Below are 531 nucleotides of genomic sequence, written 5' to 3'. Positions count from 1 at the left end.
GCACGATATGGTGAATCACTGAACGGACATCCCACTCGAGAATGAATTTATGGCAATTTCTTTTATMTTTTCAGTTGATTCATGAAGCTTATGTGGGCGGTTMAAGGTCAATTGGTTATGTCGCACCATATCGGGCTCAGGCAGAATTGATGGAAAAGCTATTGGATGACTTATATGAAAAAGAACGGCAAACTGCGGATATCATCGCTGCAACTGTACATCGTTTCCAGGGAAGTGAACGTGAGATGATGATCTTTGACACAGTTGATAGTTATCCGCAAAACAGGGCTGGAATGTTATTGACAGGGAGAGAAAGTGAAAGGCTGATTAACGTGGCCATAACAAGGACTAAAGGTAAGTTCGTACATGTATGTGACACTTCGTTTGTTAACAAACACGTTTATCGCAGTAAAACACTTCGTCAGCTTGTCGATCATCAAACTCAAAATGATCAGATTGTATCAAAGAAAGACATTGGAAAATGGGTTAACCACCAGCACCCGAAATTACGATGGATGCATGCCCGTAAAT

The 531-nt window shown here is 41.0% G+C and carries 1 protein-coding gene; it reads left to right on the top strand.

What is annotated here, in order from left to right; translation table 11 throughout:
- Positions 1 to 41: 41 nt before the first annotated feature.
- Positions 42 to 531: AAA domain-containing protein (locus tag AC1DVB_RS27890; protein WP_477592100.1), on the top strand; the 490-nt coding region annotated here is incomplete at its 3' end.

Source organism: Peribacillus sp. P4_D6, assembly GCF_056401795.1.
The sequence above is the reverse complement of the archived record's forward strand: the minus strand, read 5'-3'. Positions and strand labels throughout refer to the sequence as shown.